The 21,650-nt window shown below is 65.2% G+C and carries 19 protein-coding genes; 6 read left to right on the plus strand and 13 right to left on the minus strand.

Features of this window, described 5'->3' with window-relative positions; genetic code table 11:
* Positions 1-94 precede the first annotated feature (94 nt).
* From GPT34_RS15270 to GPT34_RS15295, 6 genes are all read right to left on the minus strand, one after another.
* Positions 95-787: an HAD family hydrolase gene (locus GPT34_RS15270; RefSeq protein WP_291014229.1), complete on the minus strand. Its 693-nt coding sequence runs from the start codon at positions 785-787 to the stop codon at positions 95-97.
* Positions 784-2,808: a transketolase gene (gene tkt, locus GPT34_RS15275; RefSeq protein WP_291014232.1), complete on the minus strand. Its 2,025-nt coding sequence runs from the start codon at positions 2,806-2,808 to the stop codon at positions 784-786. The genes GPT34_RS15270 and tkt overlap by 4 nt, the downstream gene beginning before the upstream one ends.
* A gap of 179 nt (positions 2,809-2,987) precedes the next feature.
* On the minus strand, positions 2,988-3,866 hold the full coding sequence (locus GPT34_RS15280; protein WP_291014233.1) for a phosphoribulokinase: 879 nt from the start codon (positions 3,864-3,866) through the stop codon (positions 2,988-2,990).
* Between the two features lie 135 nt (positions 3,867-4,001).
* The gene (locus GPT34_RS15285) at positions 4,002-5,096 is read right to left on the minus strand and encodes a class 1 fructose-bisphosphatase (protein ID WP_291014234.1); all 1,095 of its coding nucleotides are present in this window, start codon (positions 5,094-5,096) and stop codon (positions 4,002-4,004) included.
* Positions 5,097-5,138: 42 nt separating this feature from the next.
* Positions 5,139-5,822 (minus strand): ribulose-phosphate 3-epimerase, encoded by a 684-nt coding sequence (gene rpe / locus GPT34_RS15290; protein WP_291014293.1) that lies wholly within the window; start codon positions 5,820-5,822, stop codon positions 5,139-5,141.
* 26 nt (positions 5,823-5,848) lie between these two features.
* Positions 5,849-6,583, minus strand: coding sequence for an HAD-IA family hydrolase (locus GPT34_RS15295; protein ID WP_291014236.1), 735 nt, complete (start codon positions 6,581-6,583; stop codon positions 5,849-5,851).
* A gap of 114 nt (positions 6,584-6,697) precedes the next feature.
* On the opposite strand from GPT34_RS15295, the gene GPT34_RS15300 reads away from it, so the two are divergent.
* The 3 genes from GPT34_RS15300 to GPT34_RS15310 all read left to right on the plus strand — a co-directional run bounded on the left by GPT34_RS15300 (position 6,698) and on the right by GPT34_RS15310 (position 10,663).
* The gene (locus GPT34_RS15300; RefSeq protein WP_291014239.1) at positions 6,698-7,672 is read left to right on the plus strand and encodes a LysR family transcriptional regulator; all 975 of its coding nucleotides are present in this window, start codon (positions 6,698-6,700) and stop codon (positions 7,670-7,672) included.
* 205 nt (positions 7,673-7,877) lie between these two features.
* Complete coding sequence (locus GPT34_RS15305; protein ID WP_291014241.1) at positions 7,878-9,374, plus strand: M48 family metalloprotease; 1,497 nt, start codon at positions 7,878-7,880, stop codon at positions 9,372-9,374.
* 305 nt (positions 9,375-9,679) lie between these two features.
* A complete protein-coding gene (locus GPT34_RS15310; protein WP_291014244.1) occupies positions 9,680-10,663 on the plus strand; it encodes a porin in 984 nt (327 codons plus the stop codon).
* A 126-nt stretch (positions 10,664-10,789) separates the two neighbouring features.
* On the opposite strand, the gene GPT34_RS15315 is transcribed toward GPT34_RS15310, so the two are convergent.
* The gene (locus tag GPT34_RS15315) at positions 10,790-11,188 is read right to left on the minus strand and encodes a hypothetical protein (protein ID WP_291014247.1); all 399 of its coding nucleotides are present in this window, start codon (positions 11,186-11,188) and stop codon (positions 10,790-10,792) included.
* A gap of 230 nt (positions 11,189-11,418) precedes the next feature.
* A complete protein-coding gene (locus GPT34_RS15320) occupies positions 11,419-12,561 on the minus strand; it encodes an esterase-like activity of phytase family protein (RefSeq protein ID WP_291014250.1) in 1,143 nt (380 codons plus the stop codon).
* A gap of 168 nt (positions 12,562-12,729) precedes the next feature.
* Between GPT34_RS15320 and GPT34_RS15325 the strand changes: the two genes are divergently transcribed.
* Entirely contained in the window at positions 12,730-12,960 is a 231-nt protein-coding gene (locus tag GPT34_RS15325; RefSeq protein WP_291014252.1) for a SlyX family protein, read from the plus strand.
* 21 nt (positions 12,961-12,981) lie between these two features.
* Here the strand turns inward: GPT34_RS15325 and GPT34_RS15330 are convergent, their stop codons facing one another.
* Entirely contained in the window at positions 12,982-13,818 is an 837-nt protein-coding gene (locus GPT34_RS15330) for a hypothetical protein (RefSeq protein ID WP_291014254.1), read from the minus strand.
* A gap of 51 nt (positions 13,819-13,869) precedes the next feature.
* Here GPT34_RS15330 and GPT34_RS15335 point away from each other — a divergent pair, with 51 nt between their 5' ends.
* Positions 13,870-16,227 (plus strand): ATP-dependent DNA helicase, encoded by a 2,358-nt coding sequence (locus GPT34_RS15335; protein WP_363357031.1) that lies wholly within the window; start codon positions 13,870-13,872, stop codon positions 16,225-16,227.
* An 18-nt stretch (positions 16,228-16,245) separates the two neighbouring features.
* Here the strand turns inward: GPT34_RS15335 and GPT34_RS15340 are convergent, their stop codons facing one another.
* The gene (locus GPT34_RS15340) at positions 16,246-16,665 is read right to left on the minus strand and encodes an Lrp/AsnC family transcriptional regulator (RefSeq protein WP_291014256.1); all 420 of its coding nucleotides are present in this window, start codon (positions 16,663-16,665) and stop codon (positions 16,246-16,248) included.
* 130 nt (positions 16,666-16,795) lie between these two features.
* Here GPT34_RS15340 and GPT34_RS15345 point away from each other — a divergent pair, with 130 nt between their 5' ends.
* Entirely contained in the window at positions 16,796-17,893 is a 1,098-nt protein-coding gene (locus GPT34_RS15345; RefSeq protein WP_291014258.1) for an ornithine cyclodeaminase, read from the plus strand.
* Between the two features lie 6 nt (positions 17,894-17,899).
* Here the strand turns inward: GPT34_RS15345 and GPT34_RS15350 are convergent, their stop codons facing one another.
* The 3 genes from GPT34_RS15350 to GPT34_RS15360 are packed head-to-tail and all read right to left on the minus strand — an operon-like array spanning position 17,900 to position 21,511.
* On the minus strand, positions 17,900-18,211 hold the full coding sequence (locus GPT34_RS15350) for a hypothetical protein (protein WP_291014260.1): 312 nt from the start codon (positions 18,209-18,211) through the stop codon (positions 17,900-17,902).
* 40 nt (positions 18,212-18,251) lie between these two features.
* The gene (locus GPT34_RS15355; RefSeq protein ID WP_291014262.1) at positions 18,252-20,693 is read right to left on the minus strand and encodes a VWA domain-containing protein; all 2,442 of its coding nucleotides are present in this window, start codon (positions 20,691-20,693) and stop codon (positions 18,252-18,254) included.
* A 14-nt stretch (positions 20,694-20,707) separates the two neighbouring features.
* A complete protein-coding gene (locus GPT34_RS15360) occupies positions 20,708-21,511 on the minus strand; it encodes a CbbQ/NirQ/NorQ/GpvN family protein (RefSeq protein WP_291014264.1) in 804 nt (267 codons plus the stop codon).
* Positions 21,512-21,650 lie beyond the last annotated feature (139 nt).

Raw genomic sequence — 21,650 nt, forward strand, 5'->3', positions numbered from 1 at the left:
ATGGCGCTGCGCAGCACGTTGCGCCCAATGCGGCCAAAGCCGTTGATGCCGATCTTGATGGTCATGGTCTCTTCTCCAATGAGTGGAACAGGGCTCAAGTGGCCGCTGCAGGCAGGTTGGCGAGCAAGGCCGAAAAGTCGTTGATCACGCGGTCGGGCTTGCAAGCCTCGATGGGCTCACCCATGTTGTAACCATAGGGCAGTGCCCAGACTGCTATACCGCCGTTGCGAGCGGTGGCGACGTCGATGGACGAATCGCCCACAAACAGCGCACGCTCCTCGGCCACGCCAAAGCGCGCCAGACAATCGAGGATGCCCGCCGGGTTGGGCTTTTTCACAGGCAGCGTGTCGCCACTGATCACATGGTCGAACAATGGCGCCAGCTGATGCGCGTCAAGCACAGTCTGGGTGTACCGACCTTCCTTGTTGGTCATCACCACCAGCTTCACGCCTGCCGCGCGCAAGGCCTGCAAGGTCTCGCGCACATGGGGATACAGATGGCTGCGCGTGCCGCACCGGCGCTGGTAGTGGCCGCCAAAGGCCGCCTCGATGGTCTTGAAGCGCGCCGAATGGCGCACCGAGTCTGGTGATTCATGGCCGACATGCGCCAGCGCCTGAATCAGCAGTTCCCGCGTGCCGTGGCCAATCCAGTCGTTGACCTGCTGCTGGGTCACCAGCGGCAGATCAAACTGGGTGAGCGTGTCGTTCACCGCATCCGCGATCTCGGGCGCGGTTTCGATCAGGGTACCGTCGAGATCGAAGAGGATCAGGTCATAGGAAAGGGTCATGCCAGCAACCCCTTCACCGACTCCACCACTTTGGCCGAGGTGATGCCGAAGTATGGGTACAGATCCTTGGCTGGCGCCGACTCGCCAAAGGTCGCCATGCCAATCACGGCGCCGGTGCGACCGACGTACTTGCGCCAGAAATCGGGGTGAGCGGCCTCCACAGCCACCGCGGGCAGGTCCAGCGGCAGCACCTGGTCCTGGTAGGTCTGGGGCTGGCGGTCGAACACATTGCTGCAGGGCATGGACACGACGCGGGTGGCGATGCCTTCGGCCGCCAGCGCGGCGTGTGCCTCCATCGCGAGCGATGTCTCGGACCCGGTGGCCACGATCACCGCCTTCGCATCAGCGCTGTCGGCCAGCACGTAGCCGCCGCGACGGATCTTGTCGGTCATGCCGACATCGGTCAGGCGCGGCAGGTTCTGGCGCGACAGGCACAAGGCGCTCGGGCCGTCGCGGCGCTCGATGCTGCTGGCCCAGGCGATCGCGGTCTCCAGACCATCGGCCGGGCGCCACACGTCCAGGCCTGGAATGATGCGCAGGCTGGGCACGTGCTCGACCGACTGATGGGTCGGCCCGTCTTCACCCAGGCCGATGGAATCGTGGGTGAACACGTGGATCACGCGAAGCTTCATCAGCGCGGCCATGCGGATCGCGTTGCGGCTGTAGTCGCTGAAGGTGAGGAAGGTGCCGCCGTAGGGGATGTAGCCACCATGCAGCGCGATGCCGTTCATGATGGCGGCCATGCCAAACTCGCGTACGCCGTAGCTCAGGTGGTTGCCCCACGCGTCCTTGCCGGCTTTCACGCAGCCTTTGAAGTTGGTGAGGTTGGAGCCGGTGAGGTCGGCGCTGCCGCCGAAGAATTCGGGCACCAGCGGCGCCAGCAGGTCGAGTGCGTTCTGGCTCGCCTTGCGGGTGGCGATGGCGTCGGCCTTGCCCGCCACCGCCGCGAACAGCTCGGGCAGCTTTTGCTCGAAGGCGGGCATCAGGTCGCCCGCCATGCGGCGCTCGAACTCGGCGGCCTCCAGCGGGTACTGCGTGCGGTAGGCCTCGAAGCGCTGTCGCCAAGCCTGCTCCGCTGCCTCGCCGCGCTCCACCGCGTTCCACGCCAAGCCGATTTCGGCCGGCACTTCGAAGGGCGCCGCCGTCCAGCCCAGCGCATCGCGTGTGGCCTGCACCTCGGCCGCGCCCAGGGCGGCACCGTGCACATCGTGCGTACCAGCCTTGTTGGGCGAACCCTGGCCGATCACGGTCTTGCAGCAGATCAGCGTGGGCTTGCCGTGGGGCAAGGCGCCCTGTTTCCTGGCCTCGACCAGCGCCGCCTCGACCGCGGCCGGGTTGTGACCGTCCACGTTCGGAATCACGTGCCATCCGTAGGCTTCAAATCGCTTGGGCGTGTCATCGGCAAACCAGGCCTCGACATGGCCATCGATGGAGATGCCGTTGTCGTCGTAAAAACCGATCAGCTTGGAAAGGCGCAGCGTGCCCGCAAGCGAACAGGCTTCGTGGCTGATGCCCTCCATCAGACAGCCATCGCCCAGGAACACGTAGGTGAAGTGGTCGACGATGTGGTGGCTCACCGTTTCGTCCTCGCGATTGAACTCGGCTGCCAGCAGTTTCTCGGCCAGCGCCATGCCCACGGCATTGCTCAGGCCCTGCCCCAGTGGCCCGGTGGTGGTTTCCACGCCAGGCGTGATGCCCACCTCGGGGTGGCCCGCGGTCTTGCTGTGCAGCTGTCGGAAGTTCTTCAGCTCGTCCATGGGCAAGTCGTAGCCAGTGAGGTGCAACAGCGCATAGATCAGCATCGAGCCATGGCCGTTGGACAACACGAACCGGTCCCGGTCGGGCCAGTGCGGATTCGCCGGGTTGTGCTTCAGGTGCCGGTTCCACAGCACCTCGGCGATGTCAGCCATGCCCATGGGCGCACCGGGGTGGCCACTCTTGGCCTTCTCCACCGCATCGACGGACAACATGCGGATGGCGTTGGCCATCTGCTTCGCGAGTTCGGGAGACGGGTTGTTCATGGCGTTTCCTAAAAAAATGTAAGCGGCATAGCCCGAAAAATCGCGGGATCAGCCCCTCAGAACGGGGTGGAACCGGCTTTGCGGGACCACTCGCTTTGCCCCTTGAGGGGGAGCGGCAAGGCCACTTCGTGGCGGTCTTGTGATGGAGTGACGCGCCGCAGGCGCGGCGCGAGGGTGAATCAGCCGAGAGCGCGTTTACGTCGCTCCACCATGCGCCAGATAAAGGGCGTGAAGATGAGCTGCATGGCGAGCTCCATCTTGCCGCCGGGCACCACGATGGTGTTGGCGCGGCTCATCATCGAGCCGTTGATCATGCTCAGCAGGTAGGGAAAGTCGATGCCCTTGGGCTTGGCGAAACGAATCACCACCATACTCTCGTCGGCGGTGGGCACATCACGTGCGACGAAAGGGTTGGAGGTGTCCACGATCGGCACGCGCTGGAAGTTCACGTGTGTGTACTGGAACTGCGGGGTGATGTAGTTCACGTAGTCGGGCATGCGGCGAAGGATGGTGTCGGTCACCGCATCGGCGCTGTAGCCGCGCATGTTCTTGTCGCGGTAGAGCTTCTGGATCCACTCCAGGTTGATCACCGGCACCACGCCGACCAGGAGGTCCGGGTACTGCGCCACGTTGTGCTCGGGCGTGACGACCGCGCCGTGCAGGCCTTCGTAGAAGAGCATGTCCGTGCCCTCAGGCAGCGGCTCCCACGGCGTGAAAGTGCCGGGATCCTGCTGGTAGGGTGCGGCCTCCTCAGCGTTGTGCAGGTACTTGCGGCTCTTGCCGGTACCGGTCTCGCTGTAGGTCTTGAACAGGCTCTCGATTTCACCGAAGAGGTTGGCCTCGGCACCGAAGTGGCTGAAGTTGACGTTGCCCGCCTTCTCTTGCTCGGCGGCCTGCAGCTTCATCGCCTTGCGGTCGAAACGGTGGTAGCTGTCGCCTTCGATGATGGCGGCCGTCACCTCCTCTCGCCTAAAGATATTCTGGAAGGTGCGCGTCACGGTCGACGTGCCCGCGCCGCTGGAACCGGTGATGGCAATGATGGGGTGGCGTTCTGACATTTAGTCTCTCCAATAAAAAAATCCGTGGGACAGAGGGGACTCTGGCCAGGGGCAACGCGGAGCCGGCTTTGCCGGACCGCCATGGCCGCCCCCTTGAGGGGGTGACGCGCTGCCGGCGCGGCGCTGGGCGCGCTTCTAATCCCTGAAGAGACTCCGCTCGACAAACAGCGGGTTGGCGTCGTCCTTGTAGGCGTTGGGTTCGCGGTGGTAGCGCTCGATGCGCTCGACCTCGTTCTTGGAGCCGAACACCAGACCAATGCGCTGGTGCAGGGCGGTGGGCTTGACGGTGAGCATGGGCTCGCGGCCGGTGCTGGCGCGGCCGCCGGCCTGCTCCATGATCATGCCGACCGGGTTGGCCTCGTACAGCAGGCGCAGGCGGCCCGGCTTGCTCGCGTCCTTGGTGTCGCGCGGGTACATGAAGACGCCGCCGCGCATCAGGATGCGGTGCGCCTCGGCCACCATGCTGGCAATCCAGCGCATGTTGAAGTCCTTGCCACGCGGACCGGTCTTGCCAGCCAGGCACTCGTCCACATAGCGCTTGATCGGCGCTTCCCAGAAACGGCTGTTGGACGCGTTGATGGCGAACTCGTGGGTGTCTTCGGGCACCCGGAGGTTGGGGTGCGTGAGCATGAACTGGCCCAGATTGGGGTCGAGTGTGAAGCCGGCCACGCCCTGGCCCACGGTGAGCACCAGCATGGTGGTCGGGCCGTAGAGCGCGTAGCCGGCGGCCATCTGCTGCGTACCGGGCTGCAGGAAGTCGGCCTCGACTACATCGCGCCCGCTGTCGATCACGTCCTGCGGCGCGCGCAGGATGCTGAAGATGCTGCCCACCGTCACGTTCACATCGATGTTGCTCGAGCCGTCCAGCGGATCAAACACCAGCAGGTACTTGCCGCGCGGGATGGTGGCCGGGATCTGGTACGGGTGGTCCATCTCTTCCGAGGCCATGCCCGCCAGGTGACCGCCCCACTCCGTCATCTGCATGAAGTAGTCGTTGCTGATCACATCCAGCCGCTTCTGCTCTTCACCTTGCACATTGACCGTGGTGGTGACTGCATCCGGGCTGCCGATCATGCCGCCGAGGTCACCAAAGGCCACGGTGCGCGCGATCGCCTTGCAGGCCAGCGCCACGTCGAGCAACAGCGCGTTGAAGTCTCCGCTGGCGGTGGGAAAGCGGCGGCGCTGTTCAATCAGGTATTGCGTCAGTGTGAATCGGCGGCGGGTGGGCATGGTGGTCTCTTTCGAAAGGGGCTGATTCAGGATACGAGTGGTTCAGGTCTTGCCAGCGTTCTTGCGCAACTGCTGCATCACGGTGCGGTAGCCGCCGTCGTTGTCTGGCGCGCCGAATACGGCACTGCCCGCCACCAGCGTGTCCGCACCTGCGGCGACGATCTCGGCGATGTTGTCGACCTTCACGCCGCCGTCCACTTCCAGCCAAATCGGCTGACCGCCGGCCTCGGTGTGCGCGGTGATGCGCTGGCGCGCGGCGCGCAGCTTGTCCAGCGTGGACGGGATGAACTTCTGCCCGCCGAAGCCGGGGTTCACGCTCATGAGCAGCACGATGTCGAGCCTGTCCATCACGTGGTCCATGAGAGAGAGAGACGTGGCCGGGTTGAACACCAGGCCGGCCTTGCAGCCGTGGTCGCGGATCAGTTGCAGCGTACGGTCCACATGCCGGCTGGCCTCGGGGTGAAAGGTGATGATGTTGGCGCCGGCCTTGGCGAACAGCGGGATCAGCGCGTCCACCGGCTCGACCATCAGGTGCACGTCGATACCGATCTTCACGTGCGGCCGGATCGCCTCACAAACCAGCGGCCCAATGGTGAGGTTGGGCACGTAGTGGTTGTCCATCACGTCGAAGTGCACCAGGTCCGCACCAGCGGTTTCGATGGCCCGCACCTCCTCGCCCAGGCGGGCGAAGTCGGCGGACAGGATGGAAGGTGCGAGGCGGATCATGGCGTTGGTCACTTCAAGAATGGTGTTCAGTGGGCGGCTGCGGGCAAAGGCGGTGCCTGGGCCAGCCACTCGCGCAGCTGGGCCACGGTCACGCCCGACAGGTCGGGCAGCACGCGCAGCGCGCCGGTGAAGTCCTGATGGGCGGTGAAGTCGCTGGGCGTGATCACGGTCTGCAGCCCGGCGGCCATGGCTGCGCGAAGGCCGTTGGCCGAGTCCTCGAACGCCAGGCAGTCCGCAGACTGCATGGCCATGTCGGCCAGCACCTGCAAGTAAACCTGCGGATGGGGCTTCTTGATCGGGGAAGAGGACCCATCGCCCACCGCAAGAAACATCTGGCGCCAGTCTGGACCGAGCGCCTTGCGCAGCAGCGCGGCGATGTTCACCGGCGACGTGGTGGTGGCGATCGCCAGCTGCAGGCCCTGGGCATGGGCTTCGTTCATCAGCGCCAGCACACCAGGGCGCAGCTCCACCGCTCCCTCGTTGACCGCGTTCTCGTAGTACGCGGTCTTGAACTCGTGCACGCGGTTGATGGTGTCGGTGAGCGCACCACCTTCCAGGGAGGTCATGCCCGGGTTCACCACATTCCAGTGGTGGCGCAGGCGCTCCTTGCCGCCGGAAATTTCCAGCAGGCGGGTGTAGTCCTCGCGACTCCAGTGCCAGTCAAGACCGACCTGGGCAAACGCATGGTTGAAGGCTTCCAGGTGCACGGCTTCCGTGTCGGCCAGGGTACCGTCGACGTCGAAAATGAGAGCTTTCAGCATAGGGATCACCTGATCAAAAGACCCCGATGGTGTCGGGGTCGTGGGTTAACTATAGGCAGTCACTTAAATAAGGTAAATTCACGATTCATTGCATTTAAGTTAAGTCATCACTTAATGAAGAACACCACCTTTCGCCAGCTCAGGGTTTTCACGGAGGTGGCGCGGCACCTGAGTTTTGCCCGCGCCGCCGAAGTTTTGCACCTCACACCACCCGCTGTGACCATGCAGGTCAAAGAGCTGGAGGGTCACGTGGGCCTGCCCCTGTTCGACCGCAAGGGCCGCCAGGTCACGCTCACCACCGCGGGCGAGTACATGCTGGTCTATGCCCGAAAGATGCTGGCCACGCTGAAAGACGCCGAAGACGCCGCTGCGCGCCTGCAGCGCCTGGAGGTGGGCACGCTCACCATCGGCATGGTCAGCACGGCCAAGTACTTTCTACCCCGATTGCTCGCCGAGTTCCAGCGGGAACACGAGGGCATCGAGATCCGCCTGGCGGTGGGCAACCGCGAACAGCTGGTGAAGATGCTCCAGGCAAATGACGTGGACATTGCGGTCATGGGTCGCCCACCCACCGAACTGGCCACGCGCGCCGAGCCCTTCGCCGCCCATCCACACGTGTTTGTGGCCCCTGTCGACCATCCGCTGCTCAAGATCGGCCATCCCACCGCAGAAGCGTTGCAGCCCTATGGCTTCATTCTGCGCGAGCGCGGCTCGGGCACCCGGGCTGCCATGGAAAAGTTCTTCCATCGCACCCAGCTGGAGCCGCGCGTGGTGATGGAGATGAACAGCAACGAGACCATCAAGCAGGCGGTGATGGCCGGTATGGGCATCAGTTTTCTCTCGCTGCACACCATTGGCCTGGAGCTGGAGAACCGGCTGATCGCGGTGCTCGATGTGGAAGGCACGCCCATCGTGCGCGCGTGGAACGTGGTGCACACGCTCTCCAAGCTGCTCTCGCCGCCGGCCGAGGCCTTCCGCTACTACATGCTGGAGCGTGGCGAAGCCCACTTGGCGAAGAAGTTCGGCCGCTTTGCGCAGCTCTCCCCAGCCGGTTCCCCAAGCCCGCCAGTGAGCCCCACGCTGAGCTAAGGCCTGTTCGCGCTGTTTTCCTGAGTGCGAACGGGGTAAACCGGCCCTGGGCGGGCCGTGGTTCACTTGGCCACGCCGCAGCGCTGGTGCGTGAACTTTGTCGCACACACCCTGGAACTGGTCACCAGGTGAGCCCCGGCTTCGTATGATGCTTTTGACTACTATTCTGATCGGCGTCGCTACCACCGCGCCCTGGAGACACCCGATGAACGCCATCCGTCGCCTTTCGCTCGCCTTCGCTTTCACCGCCGCGCTGCTGGCCGGCTGCGGGACGCAGGTGGTCAATCCAGTCACCGGCAAGACCGAGCTCTCCGCCATGGACGAGCGCAGCGAGATCGCCGAAGGCAAGAAGGGCCATGAGCAGGTGATGGCTGAATACGGCGTGGTGAAAGACGCGCGGCTGCAGGCCTATGTGAACCAGGTCGGCCAGCAGCTGGCCGCGCAATCGCACCGCACCAATCTGCAGTGGACCTTCACCGTGCTCGACAGCCCCGAAATCAACGCCTTCGCACTGCCCGGTGGTTATGTCTACGTCACGCGCGGCATCCTGGCCTACATGGAAAGCGAAGCCGACATGGCCGGCGTGATCGGCCACGAGATTGGCCACGTCACCGCGCGCCACGGCGCCCAGCGCGCCACCCGCCAGCAAAACGCCGGGCTTGGCGTGCTCGCGGCCAGTGTGCTCGGCACGGTGCTGGAGAGCCAGGGCGTGAGCGGCGCGGCCGGCCTCAGCAGCCAGGTGGCGCAGGGCGTGGCGGCCGGCTACATCGCCAAGTACAGCCGCGAGCAGGAATTGCAGGCCGACACCCTGGGCGCCGAGTACCTCGCGCGCAACCGCTACAACCCCAGCAACATGGTTGACGTGATCCAGGTGCTGAAATCGCAAGAGGCCTACGCAGCCGACCAGGCCAAGGCCGAGGGCAAGCCCGTCAACCAGCGCGACGACTGGCTGTCTTCCCACCCCAGCAACGAGCAGCGCCTGCAATCCATCCGCCGGATCGCCGCCGGCTACAAAGGCCAGTATGGCTACGACGGGCGCGATCGCTTCCTGCAAGCTATTCGCGGCATGACGTTTGGCGACAGCCCCGAACAAGGCCTCGTGCGCGGCCAGAACTTCTACCACCCCGAGCTCGGCATCACGCTCACCGCCCAGCCCGGCTGGCGCATCCAGAACAGCCCCAGCGCCCTCAGCTTCGTCAGCCCCCAGGGCGATGCCGCACTGCGCATGCTGGCCGTGACGCCCAAGACTGGCACCAGCCACGACGACATCCTGAAAAACGGTCTTAAGGCCAGCCAGGGCCGCGTCACGCGCGGCAACATCAACGGGTTAGCGGCCACCCACTTCGCCGGCACCCGAATCTTGGACAACGGCCAGGCCCAGCCGCTGGAAACCACCGTGATCACCGGCCCCAAGAACGCGAACTACGCCCTGCTCTACCTCGCCGCCAACGACGCCGCCAAAGCCCGCGCCATGCCAGCCATGAACGCCACCGAGAAGACCTTCCGCCCCATGAGCAGCGCCGACGCCCGCGCCGCCCGCCCCTGGGCGGTGGACTTGGTGCCCTTTCCGCGCGGCGGCTTTGCCGCGCTGCAGGTGACCGGCGTGTCCAACGAGCGGCAGCTGCGCCTGCTCAATGGCGTGTACGACGGCGGGGCCCAGCCGCGGGTGGGGCAGTTGGTGAAAGTCGTGGCGCAGCGCTGAGCACACGCCGACATCCCCTCGACGCTACCTGAATCGAGGGCGCTGCGCCGCGATTCGGTAGGGTTTCGCAGTCACAGTCACGGGTACCCCGGTCGGCGTCTTTCAGCTATCAATTTGATGGCAACTTGATGAAAGCCTTGACTCCGATCAGGGCCATCTGTGGTTTCTAGGGAACCGCCCACTCACCAAGAGCCCGTGTCATACAAACGTCGTCGCATCTGGATGAAATGAACAGAGTTTCCTGCATGGTGCAGGGAGCCAAAGGCCTCCTGCAGGCCCTGCGTTCTATTTAATCGGAGCTACACATGAAAAAGAGCCTCATGGCTTTGGCCGTCCTGGCCACCACAGGCGCCGCCCTGGCACAGTCCAACGTCACCCTGTACGGCCGAATCGACAGTTCGATAGGCTCCAACAAGGTCAATGGCGTCAGCACCAACCAGCTGTTCAGCGGCAACTTGACCACCAGCCGCTACGGCTTCCGCGGTACCGAAGACCTGGGCGGTGGCTTGAAGGCCAACTTCGTCCTGGAAAACGGCTTCAATTCCGACGACGGCACGCTGGGCTCGGCCAACACCGCGTTCAACCGGCAGTCGTGGGTGGGTCTGAGCGGTGGCTTCGGCGCCCTGAAGCTGGGCAAGACCGACAGCGTGTTCAAAGATGTCTACGATCTGGGCAACAGCAACAACCTGTACGACTCCGAATTCACCCCGGTCAAGATCGCGTATGCGGGTGTATCCAACTTCAGCAGCCGCCCCAACAACCAGATCCGCTACGACACACCCAGCCTGGCTGGCTTCTCGGCTGGCGTGAGCGTGTCGTTCGACGAGACCGCCAGCGTGAATAACGACCTCACAGCCCTGAGCCTGCGCTACCGAGCCGGCAAGCTGGATGTGGGCGTGGGCTATCAGGACCAGAAAAACGCAGTTGCCGCCAGCGACCGGGAGTACACCGTGCTGGCCGCGGCATACAACTTCGGCGTGGTCCGCGTTTCTGGCCAGGTCCACAACGCCAAGCAAGGCAATGGCGTCAAAGACAGCGACTACGCGTTCGGCGTGGCAGTGCCCATCGGCAGCTTCGATGTGTCGGCCGGCTACGCTGCCAGCACCACAAAAACCAATGGCATTGAAACTGCCGACGGCTCGGCTTTTGCCTTCGGCGCAACCTACTCGCTGTCCAAGCGCACCCGGCTGTACGGCGGCTACCTGACCGGCAAGGTGAAGAACACGTCCACTGGCGCAACCACCACCGACCGTACCCTGTACTCCATGGGCGTTCGCCACGATTTCTGATCGCGCGCCGGTCCAGCAACTGAAGTTTTACGCTCCAAGGCTTGACGCCCGCCGCCCTCACAAGGACGGTGGGCATTTTTCTTCTGCAAGAAAAGAAGCCGCTTCGCCGCGGCGTACCCTCCGCTGCTACCGCCCTGGCAGCTCTACCCCCAGCGCCTTGCCGCGGTAACCGTACAGTTGGTCGCGCGCCTCGATCACCACGCGGGTCACTCCCGGCGGCACCTTGACACCATAGAGGTCGCGGGTAAAGGGCTGTTCAGCTGCATGGTCGTGCCACAGCTTGCGCACTCCGTACGTCAGGCCTTCGGGGCTGCGGGCTCGGATGCCGTCGGCGTAGCGCGCGGGGCTGTCGTAGGGAGAGGATACGGTCACGTCAAAGTCAAACCGGTCGCCGCCAGACGCACGCACTTTGGCGGCGAGCACGTTGGGGAACTGCTGCGGCTCTGCCGCCTGGGCCATGCAGAGAGTGGTCGCTGCGCCGAGAACAGCGGCCACGATGGAAGAAAGGGCTTGGCGTCGTTGCATGACGCCATCGTCGCCCAGGGAGCGATGCAGGTCAATCCGCAGGGGCATCAGGGTCTGATTCCAAATTGGTCCCGAAAGCTTGGGTGTTCAGGCGTGTGCCGCACCGTGCAACCTCTCAGTCGCCCACTGATTCAGGCTTATGCCTGACGCGAGTCGCTGCAACGATGGCGGCACGGCAGCTCTTGGGGTCAGGCTATTGGGGTCTGATTCAATTTTTGCTTACATTCACCTCACCGCGGTAGCACCTCCAGCGCCAAGAATTGCGTGCTCTGCAGGCGGGAAAAATTGTTGTCTGAAACCAGGATCAGGCTGCGGTTGCCGTTGGCTAGCACTGGGCCCCAGGCGATGGCTTCGATGTTGTCGAGCAGCAGGCCTTGAAGCGGGATGGGCAGTTCCAGCAACACCTCGCGCGACAGCGGCTGAAACGTCGTACCCAAGAGGCTTTCGAATCCGCTCACATCGGTGGTGCCCCCTTCGATGCGGGTCAACACCAGACGTACCGACACGCCCTGGCCCGGCACATAGGCACGCTCCACGGCGATGAAGCTGGAATCTTCCACCGCCAGCAGATCGGTGAGGCCGTTGTCGGCCCGGGTGACCACCGGCGCGCCTTCGCCAAAGGTGCGGCGCAAGGGAATGGGCGGCAACGCATAGGCGTGCTGGGCGAGTGGCTGGCCACTCGCGGAGTCGAGCTTGAGCACCCGCAGCCAGCTGCCGTGGGACACCGTGGCCACCGGGCCGTCGTCGATCAGCGCCTCTTCGTTGGCCACGAACACTGCACCGCTGGGCGTGACGGCGAGCGATTCCCACACTTTGTTTGTGCGCGCGCCGGTGGTGGCGTTGTCCACGTAGTCAAAGGCTTCGGGCAGCGCGAACGAGCGAACCCATCGGCCATCGGTCTGGAACTCGCGCACGAAGGGCTGGTGCCGCGCGCTGGCGTTGCGGCTCCAGTGGCCTTCGCTGGCGATGTAGAGGTGGCCATTGGGCGCCACGCGCAGGGCCTCGGGGTCCACGCTGGGCGCGCTGGTGGGCAGCGGCTGCCCGTCAGGGTCTTGCAGCACCACCATGCGCTCGATGGTCACGCTGTGCAGCGCCTGAGCGTCCAGGTCGATCTTCAGCTCGTAAAAACGCGGCGGGCCTCGCTCGCCGCCGCGGTCGTCCGACAAGGCCCAGTAACGGCCATCGGGCGCGCGGTCCAGCCCCGAGATGCCGCCGAACTCCACGCCTTCAAACAGGGTGCCGGTGGGCAGGGTGATGCTGCCGATCCAGCGCAGGCCACCGATGGGCGAAGGCGGTGAGGCGCTGACGCCGGGTGGCTGCGCGCCGGCGCACCCAGCGAGCGCCCAGCAGGCAACGAGGAGCGCGGCGCGCACGGCTCCCCAAGCGAAGGGTTGGAGCCCGGCAAATCGGTAAAGGGCGGGTGATGTGGACACGAGCGGAGCGTAACTGCATGGCATGGCCAGGCGACCATCGCGCTCACCGAGAGGCTGCCCTGTGGCTGCGTGGTGCGACGGATCTCGGGCTTGGTGTCCAATCGGGACATGACGCCTCTTGATCCCCACCCCGCCGCCACCGAACACCGCCTGACCGAGCTGGAGATCAAGGCCAGCTACGCGGACGATCTGCTGGACACGCTCAACGCCCAGGTGGCGCGCCAGCAGGAGCAGATCGACCTACTGTTGCGCGAAGTGAGCCGCCTGCGGCAGCAGGGCGGCGACAGCGGCGCGAGCGCGCCGCGCAACCCGCTTGACGAGTTGCCACCGCACTACTGAGCGGCCAAGGTTGCGCAGCGCTCAGAGCCAGCCTTGCGCGTCGTCTGCGGGGCGCCCTGCCGGTGCAGCCTGCGCCAGCGACATCCAGACCTGCAACGGCAAGCGCTCCACCGCGCGGCGCGGCGCGGGGCGGGCCACCTCCAGCTGGTGGCCGCTGACGATCATCACACCGCATTCGGCCGGCACTTCATCAGCTTCGGCGATCGGTCGGCCCTTGGCGTCACGGCCTAGTACATACCAGCAGGCGCCGGCCATGGCGAGGTAGGCGGCGCGTTTGGCCGGGCGCTTGAGGTCGCCCAGCAGATCGGCGCGGCTGACCTTGATCTCGTGCACCACCGGCTCCAGGTAGGCCTCGACCGAGCTGCGGCGGATGGAAAATACATCGGGCATGGCCATGCACCAGGCGCGGTCGGACGCGCTGTGGGCCATTTCAACAGCCGGCTCGGCCGGCCACAGCGGGTGCGGTTCGCTAACCACCTGCGCGGCATCAAGCACTGGCTCGCCCGCCAGCAGGTCGCGCGGCAAGGCCACGCGCAAAGTGAGTCCGCGCCAGGCGAGTCGGCCCGCATGACCCAGTGTCTTGGCCACCTGGGCCACCAGGGCTTCGTGGGGCGAGCGCGCAGCCCGGTTGCCGGCATGGGCTTGGGCCAGCACCTGGATGCCGGCGTCGGTGAGCCGCAAGGTCTCGAAGCCCTCAGGCGAGCAGCGGCGCTCCAGCAGACCCGCTGCCAGCAGCTCCACCTCCAGCATGTCGGCACAAGGCCAGCCGGCCGAGCGGTACACCTCGCGCAGGCGCTGGTGGTGGCGGCGCGTGATGGCAGGCCGCGCGGGCGGGTTGAAGGTGTCGGGCAAGGACATGGACTGACTATATATCCAGTACCATGCCCGCTCCATGTCCACTCTGTTGCCGTGAACGCTGCCGCTTCCCAGATCGCCTCTGCCGCCGCCAAGCCATCGCTGATCGCGGCAGACCATGCCCTGGCTGGTGAACCTGCGCTCGCGGTGGCGGTGCGCGCGCTGTGCGATTTCGCGGCGCGGGCAGGTGATCTGGACTTGCGCTTCACCCCGTCACCCAGTGGCAGCGAAGGCGTGGCCGGTCACGGCACGGTGACAGGGCGCCGCGCGCCGGGCTACCAGCGCGAGCTGAGCTTGAGCGCGCGTTTCGAGGCGCTGACGGTGAGTGGACGCGCCGATGGCTTTGACCCGCAAGCGCTTCGCGTGGAAGAGATCAAGACCCACCGGGGCGACGCAGCGCTGATCCCGCCCAACCAGCGCGCACTGCACTGGGCGCAGGCGCGGGTGTACGGCTGGATGCTGTGCCAGCAGCTGGGCCTGGCGCAGATCGGCGTGGCGCTGGTCTACTTCAACATCGACACCGGCGAAGAAACCCTGCTCACCGAAACGCACACCGCCAGCGACCTGCAAGCGCGGTTCAACACGCTGTGCCAGCGGTATCTCGGCTGGGCACTTGCGCAGGCCGCACACCGCAGCGCGCGCGACGCGGCCTTGCACGCGCTGGCCTTTCCCTTTGCCGATTTCCGGCCTGGCCAGCGCCAGCTGACCGAGACGGTGTACCGCGCCCAGGGGCGCGAGAAATCCGACGAGCGCGTGCTGATGGCGCAGGCACCCACCGGCATCGGCAAAACCATGGCTACGCTGTTTGGCGCGCTCAAGGCGGCGCCCGCGCAGGGCCTGGACAAGATCCTCTACCTGACCGCCAAGACGCCCGGGCGCCAGCTCGCGCTCGATGCGTTGCAGCGACTGAACACCGCGGGGCAGCTGCGCGTGCTCGAGCGCGTGGCGCGCGACAAAGCCTGCGAGCACCCCGACAAGGCCTGCCATGGCGCGTCCTGCCCGCTGGCGCAGGGCTTTTACGACCGGCTGCCTGAGGCCCGCTCGGCCGCCGCCACCGTGCAGTGGATGGACAAGGCCACGCTGCGCGAGACCGCGCTGGCGCACACGGTGTGTCCCTACTACCTAGGCCAGGAAATGGTGCGCTGGAGCGATGTGCTGGTGGGGGATTTCAACCACTACTTTGATCACGGCGCCGCCTGGCACGCGCTCACCGAAACCAACGGCTGGCGCGTGAGCCTGCTGGTGGATGAGGCGCACAACCTGATCGAGCGCGCGCGTCTCATGCACAGCGCGACCCTGGAGCCCGCTGCATTCCTGACGTTGCGCCAGGCCGCGCCCGCCACACTCAGAAAACCGCTGGACGCGCTGCACCGCCGCTGGAGCAAGCTGGCACGTGAACACGAGGGCGCTTACACCTTGCTGCCCGAGCTGCCCGCTGGCTGGGTGGAGGCGCTGCAGAACGCTGCTCACGCCATCGGTGAACACTTCGCCCAGCAGTCGATGGACGCGACCGGCTCGCTGCAAAGCTGGTGGTTCGACGCGCTGCACTGGCAACGCGTGGCCGAGCAGTTTGGCGAGCACAGCCTGTGCGATCTCACGCGCGATGCGTGGGGCGCAAAGCCTTATTCGTCAGCTGGCCTGCCCAGCGTGAACCTGCGTTGCGTGGTGCCCGCGCCGCTGCTGAAAAATCGCTGGACCAGCGCGCACAGCGCCACGCTGTTTTCTGCCACGCTCGCGCCCATGGACTTCATGGCCGACATGCTGGGCTTGCCCAAGGACAGCACACGCCTGGATGTGGCCTCGCCGTTTGCCTCGGCGCAACTGGGTGTGCACGTGGCGCCACACATCTCTACTCGCTGGAGCGACCGACAGAGCTCGCTCACCCCCATAGCCGATGTGATGGCGCAGCAGTACAAGCGGCAGCCGGGCAACTACCTCGCGTTTTTCAGCAGCTTCGACTATTTGCAGCAAGCGCTGGACCGACTGCAGGAGCGGCACCGCGACGTGCCCACCTGGGCGCAGTTGCGTGGCATGAGCGAGCCGCAGCGCGAAGACTTCATCGCCCGCTTCACCGAGACCAGCGAGGGCATCGGCTTTGCCGTGCTGGGTGGCGCGTTTGGCGAAGGCATAGACCTGCCCGGCCAGCGCCTGATCGGCGCCTTCATCGCCACCCTGGGCATGCCGCAGGTCAACCCGGTGAACGAACAGATGCGCGCCCGGCTGCAGGCGCAATTTGGGCGCGGCTACGACTACGCCTACCTGTTTCCCGGACTGCAAAAAGTGGTGCAGGCCGCTGGCCGCGTGATCCGCAGCGAATCGGACCGCGGCACGGTCTGGCTGCTCGACGACCGCTACGGACGCAGCGAAGTACGGGCTCAGCTGCCTGCATGGTGGGGGATGGGCGCCAGCTAGCAGCGCGGGCCGTTCGCCTCAGCGGTAGCTGGCCAGGTGGATGCTGGTTTCGGTGCTCTGGATGCCGCTGATGAGGCGCACCCGTTCAAGCACATCGGAGAGCTCTTTCATCGACCCCACCTCCAGCTCGGCCAGCAAATCCCAGCGGCCATTGGTGTCGTGAAGCGCCGAAACACCCGGCTCGCCCAGCAGGCTGGCGATCACCTCGCGCGTGCGGTTGCCATCAACCAGCACCCCCATCCAGGCGCGGATGCGATCACCCTGCGCTTCGGGCTTGAGCCGCACCGTGTAGCCGACGATGACCTGCCGATCCTCCAGCTTGCGCAGGCGGTTGGTGACCGTGCCGCGCGAGACCTTGAGCTTATGTGCCAGATCGGCTACCGAGAGCCGAGCGTTCTGCCGCAGCAGGCCAATGAGTTGCTGATCGAGTTCATCCATGATCAAAACGGCAGTTGTTTCTGTCATTTTGATCTGCTTTCTGCCGTATCGCTACTTTTCTGCCGCTTTTCATTGTGTGTCGGCAGCAGGACACTGGATGCAGCCGTTTCACACCGTCCGAGAGGTGATCATGCAAAACAACGACCTAACCCGATTCCGCGAGGAAGGTACCCTGTACCTCAGCGCCCCTGCAGCCGCCGAACTGATCCGTCGCAAAGGCCTGGCCCACTGCTTCTGCGCCATGGCTGACCACATCCACGAAGATTTCATGCGATGGCCCGAGTTCGACAAGACAGCCCGCGTGGCAAGTCACTCCCAGAACGGTGTGATCGAGCTCATGCCAGTGGCTGATACCCAGCGCTACAGTTTCAAATACGTCAACGGCCACCCCAGCAACACACCGATTGGCCTGTCCACCGTGATGGCCTTCGGCGTGCTCGCCGATGTGAACACCGGCGCCCCGCTGTTCCTGAGCGAGTTGACCCTCACCACCGCGCTGCGCACCGCGGCCATGTCGGCCCTGGCCGCGAAAACGCTGGCCCGACCTGACAGCCGCGTCATGGCGCTGATCGGAAACGGTGCCCAAAGCGAGTTTCAGGCGCTGGCGTTCCAGCACCTGGTGGGCATCACCGGGCTGCGGCTGTATGACGTCGACCCGCAGGCCACCGCCAAACTGGTGAACAACCTGCAAGGGTGCGGCTTGGCGATCACCGTGTGCAACAGCACGGCTGAGGCGGTATGCGGTGCGCACATCGTGACCACTGTCACCGCCGACAAGACGCTGGCCAACATCCTCACCCCGGACATGATCGAGCCGGGCATGCACATCAACGCCGTGGGCGGCGACTGCCCGGGCAAAACCGAGCTGCATGGAGGCATCCTCGACGAAGCCAAGGTGTTTGTGGAGTACGAGCCGCAATCGCGCATCGAGGGCGAAATCCAGCACAAGCCCGAAGGCTTCCCGGTGACGGAGTTGTGGCAGGTCCTGCTCGGCCAAAAGGCGGGACGCGACGACGCGAATCAAGTGACGGTGTTCGACTCGGTCGGGTTCGCACTGGAGGATTTTTCAGCGCTGCGCTTCATGTTCGCCGCAGCCAGCGAACTGGGTCTGGGCGAGCGCACCGCGCTGATCCCGCAGCTGAACGACCCGAAGAACCTGTTCGCCCAGCTGGCAACGCCATTGCGAGCCGCTGAACGGCTGGAAACGCTGAGTCAGGCCATGGGCTGAGGACGTTCAGTCGTCGTCGCCGAGCTCCGCGCTCCAGCCGGCGGCCTTGGCGCTGTCCACCGCCTGCGCATGGATGCGCGCGTGGCGCTCGGCGAGCTCGGCGGGCAGGCGGCTGGGCAGGTGGCCATGCGGCTCCCAGGCCTGGTGCACCTGTTCGAACAGCTGCTGCAAATCGCCCGCCGTTTTGCCGGCGAAGTTGTTGCCCTCGGGCAGGATGCCGAACACCCAGGCATCGCGGATGATGCGCCCAGTGAGCGTCATGCCGTGGTTCTCTTCGTTGTCGACACCGGCATAGGTGTTGGTGCGGGTTTGGATCATGGTCTGTCAATCGGTGGGTGGGCTGGAATTCAGCGTCGAACTAGCGGGTCAGGCCAGCGTACAGCACCGGCAGCTTTTCAGGCAGCCTCTCGACCTTGTCGACAACGAGGTAGTTGCGCGCACCAAAGATGCGGCTCACGTAGGCGTCGGCGCGCGGGTCCAGGCTCATGCAGTAGGTCATGACGCCGTTGCGACCTGCCTCTTCCACCGCTTTTTTGGCATCGTGCCGCAGGTACTGCGGATCGCGCACGTCCACGTCCGCGGGCTCACCGTCGGTGATGACCAGCAGCAGCTTCTTGCTCGAGCGCTGATGGCGCAAGGCCGCACTGGCGTGGCGGATGGCGGCGCCCATGCGGGTGGAAAGCTGGCCCTGCATGCCGGCGAGGTGGGCTTTGGCGGTTTCGTCGTAGGCTTGATCGAAGTCCTTGAAACGCCAGTAGTTCACGTCGTGGCGACCATCGGAGCAAAAGCCATGGATGGCAAACGGGTCGCCCACCTTGGCGATCGCGTCGGCCAGCAGCGCGCAGGCTGATCGCGTGAGGTCGAGTACCGTGTGTTCCTGGACACCGGCTCGCTCGCTGGGCCGCCCCAAGCGCGAGTCCTTACCGCCGGGGGGCTGCGACCCGCTCAGCGGTGAAGCGTGGGGGCTGTGAACTTTGTCGTTGGTTGACTGCGAGAGATCGAGCAACACGAGCACCGAAATATCGCGCGTCTTGCGCACGCTGCGCATCATGATACGCGGGTCCGGCTGCCTTCCCATGCGCATGTCGATCACCGAAGCCAGCGCCGCATTGAGGTCGAGCTCGTCCCCGTCTTCCAGCTTGCGCAGGCGCTGCACGCCCTGCGGCTGCATGGCGTCCAGGATGTATTTCATGCGGCCGATCAAGCGTCGGTGCTCGGCGAGGATGCCATCGATCACACTCGCGTCGCCTGAAACCGGCCGGCGCTCCTGCACCGTGACCCAGGCCGGGCGCTCGAGCTGGATCATGTGGTCCCACTCAGGGTAATGGCACGGCGCGATCAGCGGCTCGTGCCCTTCGCTCTCGTTAAACGAGATGCCCATGTCCTCGTATGGAAACAGCTCGGTGCCCAGTACCCAGATTTCCTGGGCGTCGTCACCTGCTGTCTCCACGTCGATCTCGTTGGCGAACTCCATGAGGTTCACCTGGCGCCGTACCTGCTGCGGTGGCTCGTAGCCAGCGGCGATGGCGCGCTCCGCGTCAAAGCCGGCGAAGGCCCAGACGTACCGGTTGTCGTCACGGTACGCCGCGCTCTGCACATCGGTGCGTGGCTGAAAGCCCGGTCCCTGAGTAAGCTCGCGGTAGCTGTGCGCCAGCGCCACGCCGACCTCCCAGGACACGGTGTTGTCAAACGGGTTGGCCACGATGCGCGGCAGCGCCTCGGCCAGCAGGCTGCGTCCTTGTGCAATCCAGGGATGGGCGTCTTGGTGAGACGGATCCACCCAGGCACGCGCTAGGCGGTTCAGCCAGTCCCCCGCGCTGGCGCAGGCCTGGTCATTGGCCGTGTGCAGACTGGCCCACAGCGTGCGCAGGCCGGGGAAGCGCTGGATGGCGAGCGATTCGACGCGCGCGTCCTCCACCAGACCGATCACCGCCATCTGCCAGGGGCTGAGCGATTCCGCCGACATGGGCTGGCGTGTGCAGACCACGTGGGCGGCGGCGTGGGCAGCAGCGGCGCGGTACAGCTCGGTGGCAGCCACCTGGCCCGCGTTGCCGTCCACGGCGTCGTAGGCGTCGGGAAGGTGGATGAAATAGTCTTCGATGAACGGCTGGTAGCCCTCGCGACTCTCGAAGTCTCCAGCAGTGGGCCGCATGAAAAAGTCGCGACCCCAGAGCGCGCGCAAATACATGTTGATGCGGCGCTGCACGTCCACCAGCAGCGTGCCCTTGCGCTCCTTCTGCAGCACGGCCTGTGACTCCTTGGAATCAAGACCGAAGTAGCGGATCTGTTCTTCGTACGCGGTGCGGTGGGCGTGGGCTCCCCAGGTCGCCCAGCGCCGCAGGCCACCCAGCGTGAGCTGGCCGAGCAGTGCGTCCAGATGCTCCAGCATCGGCCGCACGCCACGCGGTGCCTGAGCCACCAGGGTGTTCAGAAATTGCAGGTACTGCAGAAAGAGCGTGGCATCGGCCAGGCGCCGCGCCGCAGTGGGTGCGGTGGCCAGCACCAGTTCAATCACTGCTCCCGAGGTTTTGGATGCCAGCATGAGCGCGGTAGTGGCGAGCTCACTCACCACATCCTCGCCCACTTCCTTGGCGACCTGTGGCGCACAGTCGATCCAGGCATTCACTGGCCCGGCGCCGCGACCCAGGCCGCGCAGCGCTGATGCACCCTTGACGTAGTTGTCCAAGCCCCGAGCAGAAAACACCTTGGTAGCCTCGCTCCAAGCATGCGACAGCAACTCGCGCGAGGCGGGCTCCAGGACGTCAGTCCACTCGGTGTGGTCGTGTAGGTGCACCGACATGCAAGGGGCGCTGATCAGAAGTAGGTTGAAACAGCGGCGTCCAGCGCGTCGCGCATGTCCGGGTCGTCGGTGATGGGCCGAACGAGCGCCACGCGACAGGCCGCATGCGCCGCCACGCCCTTGGCAATCAGGCTACCGGCGTAGATCAGCATGCGGGTGGAGATGCCTTCGTCCAGGCCATGACCCTTGAGGTTGCGGGCACGCTCGGCGATGCCCACGAGCTGATCGGCCACCTCGGCGCTCACACCGGTTTCGTGGGCGACAATCTCGGCCTCGATGGCGTGTTCGGGGTAGTTGAAATCGAGCGCGCCAAAGCGCTGCTTGGTGGACTGCTTCAGGTCCTTCATCAAGCTCTGGTAACCCGGGTTGTAGGAAATGACGATCTGGAAATCTGCGTGGGCGCGCAACAGCTCGCCTTTTTTCTCCAGCGGCAGCACGCGGCGGTTGTCGGTGAGCGGGTGAATGACGACCGTGGTGTCTTGCCGCGCCTCGACCACTTCGTCGAGGTAGCAGATCGCCCCAAATCGCGCCGCCATCGCCAGCGGCCCATCCTGCCAGCGCGTGCCTTGCGCGTCGAGCAGAAAGCGCCCCACCAGATCGGACGCGGTCATGTCCTCGTTGCAGGCAACCGTGATCAGCGGCTTGCCCAGCTTCCAGGCCATGTACTCGACAAAGCGCGTCTTGCCACAACCAGTCGGGCCCTTGAGCATCATTGGCATGCGCACCGAATAGGCTGCCTCGTAGAGCTCGACTTCGTCGGCCACCGGGCGGTAGTACGGCTCTTCACTGACGCGGTAGGCGTCAAGGTTACTGTCCATTTTTCTCTCCGTGCTTGCGTTCGCGGCGATTGTCTCTTTGTCTTGCACCGCGCGAGCCGGGACGAACGGCTCCGCTCATGTCCCCCGCCGACCGGCAGTCGGCTCCTCCTTCTCTTCACCGCGCCACTCACCCCGACAC

This window comes from Hydrogenophaga sp. (assembly GCF_011390835.1).
Taxonomy (GTDB): Bacteria; Pseudomonadota; Gammaproteobacteria; order Burkholderiales; family Burkholderiaceae_C; genus Hydrogenophaga.

What these genes read in the sequence shown, in the direction of transcription:
- GPT34_RS15270 (WP_291014229.1), bottom strand. Translation starts at nt 787, where the DNA reads ATGACCCTTTCCTATGACCTGATCCTCTTCGATCTCGACGGTACCCTG.
- tkt (WP_291014232.1), bottom strand. Translation starts at nt 2,808, where the DNA reads ATGAACAACCCGTCTCCCGAACTCGCGAAGCAGATGGCCAACGCCATC.
- GPT34_RS15280 (WP_291014233.1), bottom strand. Translation starts at nt 3,866, where the DNA reads ATGTCAGAACGCCACCCCATCATTGCCATCACCGGTTCCAGCGGCGCG.
- GPT34_RS15285 (WP_291014234.1), bottom strand. Translation starts at nt 5,096, where the DNA reads ATGCCCACCCGCCGCCGATTCACACTGACGCAATACCTGATTGAACAG.
- rpe (WP_291014293.1), bottom strand. Translation starts at nt 5,822, where the DNA reads ATGATCCGCCTCGCACCTTCCATCCTGTCCGCCGACTTCGCCCGCCTG.
- GPT34_RS15295 (WP_291014236.1), bottom strand. Translation starts at nt 6,583, where the DNA reads ATGCTGAAAGCTCTCATTTTCGACGTCGACGGTACCCTGGCCGACACG.
- GPT34_RS15300 (WP_291014239.1), top strand. Translation starts at nt 6,698, where the DNA reads ATGAAGAACACCACCTTTCGCCAGCTCAGGGTTTTCACGGAGGTGGCG.
- GPT34_RS15305 (WP_291014241.1), top strand. Translation starts at nt 7,878, where the DNA reads ATGAACGCCATCCGTCGCCTTTCGCTCGCCTTCGCTTTCACCGCCGCG.
- GPT34_RS15310 (WP_291014244.1), top strand. Translation starts at nt 9,680, where the DNA reads ATGAAAAAGAGCCTCATGGCTTTGGCCGTCCTGGCCACCACAGGCGCC.
- GPT34_RS15315 (WP_291014247.1), bottom strand. Translation starts at nt 11,188, where the DNA reads ATGCAACGACGCCAAGCCCTTTCTTCCATCGTGGCCGCTGTTCTCGGC.
- GPT34_RS15325 (WP_291014252.1), top strand. Translation starts at nt 12,730, where the DNA reads ATGACGCCTCTTGATCCCCACCCCGCCGCCACCGAACACCGCCTGACC.
- GPT34_RS15330 (WP_291014254.1), bottom strand. Translation starts at nt 13,818, where the DNA reads ATGTCCTTGCCCGACACCTTCAACCCGCCCGCGCGGCCTGCCATCACG.
- GPT34_RS15340 (WP_291014256.1), bottom strand. Translation starts at nt 16,665, where the DNA reads ATGGATGAACTCGATCAGCAACTCATTGGCCTGCTGCGGCAGAACGCT.
- GPT34_RS15345 (WP_291014258.1), top strand. Translation starts at nt 16,796, where the DNA reads ATGCAAAACAACGACCTAACCCGATTCCGCGAGGAAGGTACCCTGTAC.
- GPT34_RS15350 (WP_291014260.1), bottom strand. Translation starts at nt 18,211, where the DNA reads ATGATCCAAACCCGCACCAACACCTATGCCGGTGTCGACAACGAAGAG.
- GPT34_RS15355 (WP_291014262.1), bottom strand. Translation starts at nt 20,693, where the DNA reads ATGTCGGTGCACCTACACGACCACACCGAGTGGACTGACGTCCTGGAG.
- GPT34_RS15360 (WP_291014264.1), bottom strand. Translation starts at nt 21,511, where the DNA reads ATGGACAGTAACCTTGACGCCTACCGCGTCAGTGAAGAGCCGTACTAC.